The 2,010-nt window shown below is 61.2% G+C and carries 1 protein-coding gene and 1 pseudogene; both read right to left on the reverse strand.

Features of this window, described 5'->3' with window-relative positions:
* Positions 1 to 1,177: calcium-binding protein (locus MA07_RS27500; protein WP_280114226.1), on the reverse strand; the 1,177-nt coding region annotated here is incomplete at its 3' end.
* 647 nt (positions 1,178 to 1,824) lie between these two features.
* Positions 1,825 to 2,010: pseudogene (locus MA07_RS28585) on the reverse strand (IS701 family transposase); the annotation flags it as partial.

Genomic DNA, 2,010 nt, shown 5'->3' on the forward strand with positions numbered 1-2,010 from the left:
CCGAGCCCGCCAGCCCCTCGATGGACACGTAAGTGTCGCCGTACGCCTCGCCCTGGTTGCGCCAGCTCTCGGAGAGATTGGCCGTCACGCCTGCCGTGGCATACAGGTAGGAGGCAAAGTCGTGCCCGGCGCCCCCGTCGAGCACGTCGGCCCCCGTGCCGCCGTGCAGCACGTCCCAGCCCTCGCCGCCAAACAGCTCATCGAAGCCGCCGCCGCCCAGAAGCTCGTCGTTGCCGCCATGGCCATGCAGCACGTTGGCCGCCTCATTGCCGGACAGCCAGTCGGCATAGTTCGAGCCACCCAGCCCCTCAATGGACACGTACACGTCCCAGGCTGCATCACCTGTGTTAAGCCAGTTACTGGTGAGGCTGGCCCGCACGCCCGTACCGGCCGTGTAGTAGCTGGCATAATCGAACCCGTCGCCGCCATCGAGCGTGTCGGCGCCTGAGCCCCCGATCAGATCGTCGTTGTCGCCGCCGGCGTACAGGCGGTCGTTGCCGGAGAGGCCGAACAGGGTGTCGCTGCCATAGCCGCCGTAGATCACGTTGTCGGCGTGATCGCCCGTGAGATGGTCGGCATAGTTGGAGCCGGCCAGCCCCTCGATGCCCTCATACGTGTCGCCCGCCGCCTCGCCGGTGTTCTGCGTGCTGTCGAGCAGGTTGGCGGTCACCGCCGTGGTGTAGCCGGCGAGATCGAAGCCGGCACCACCCAGAAGGTAGTCGCGCCCGGCAAGGCCCGCGAGGCGGTCGTCGCCGGCATGGCCGTGGAGGTTGTTGCCGTCCCAGTTGCCGGTGAGCGTGTCGTTGTAGGCCGAGCCGGAGAGCGCCTCGATGCTGTCGTACACGTCGCCAAAAGCCTCGTTCCTGTTCTCTGAGGCATTGGACAGGTTCGCTACAACATCGCCGGCTGCATGATAGTAGCTGGCAAAGTCATAGCCCGCACCGCCCCGCAGCACATCAGAGCCAGAACTGCCATCCAGGGTGTCGTCACCAGCGCCACCCTCAAGGGTGTCGTTCCCCCAGCGGCCGTTCAGTTGGTTAGCACCCTCGTTCCCGATGAGCCTGTCACTGTATGCCGAACCCGTCAGCCCCTCGATGCTCTTATAGGTATCGCCAGCTGCCTCACCGGTGTTCTGGGCTGCATCAGACAGGTTCGCTACAACACCTGTTGTATACACGGCGATATCGTAGCCTGCGCCCCCGTCAAGCAGGTCGCTTCCAGCATAGCCCCAAAGTTGATCGTCACCACTTCCACCAAGGAGAAGGTCTGAGTGCGTTTGGCCGGATAGTACATCCGCACCCCGGCCACCAACCAGCATTCCACTGCCAATGATGTCATCTTGAGATGCAGTGCCCAGGATTGTTACGATGTGCAGCTTTTGTGCGCCACCTATGACTTCAAGAACGCCATGCTGAGCTTTTTGCCGACCCTCGCCTGTGTGGTCCTGGAGCTGATCTGTGATGGCTTCGAACTCTTTCCTTTGAGAGGCATCCGTACGGTCGAGGGTGACGGATTCACCAGTGCCATCTCCAAACCGAGATCCACTTCGATAATGTATGCCTCTGCCATTCGGCATGAGCATGTAAATTTCTTCGGATTTATCTCCCCAGGTCGCTTGTCTCTGCTGCAGTTGTCCTGTGGCAGAGTAATGTTCAACTGACCTGAAACCTATATCTGTATCCTCTTCGAGCTTGACAACCCTCCCATCTTCGTAGGTAACCACAGTATAGGTCCTAGCACTACTTTGGCACTTTTATCAGTGAGCCGAGGGTAAAGCGGGCCCGACAGAACGGACATCGCAGGCGCATGGCGTGTGCCAGATGGTCAAGCAGCAGGCGCCGGATGGCCGGTAAGCTGGGTTGCGGCGGTGGTCCGCCGGCTTTTCTTTTTTCCCCCTGTGGCTGCCCGCAGGCGTAGATGCTGCAGGAACAAATAGGCGATGAGCGTCAGCAGCGCATGTCGATGCAAGCCGCGCCATGAGCGGCCCTCGAAGTGGTCAAGCCCAAGCTC

Source organism: Microvirga sp. BSC39 (genome assembly GCF_000739015.1).
Lineage (GTDB): Bacteria > Pseudomonadota > Alphaproteobacteria > Rhizobiales > Beijerinckiaceae > Microvirga.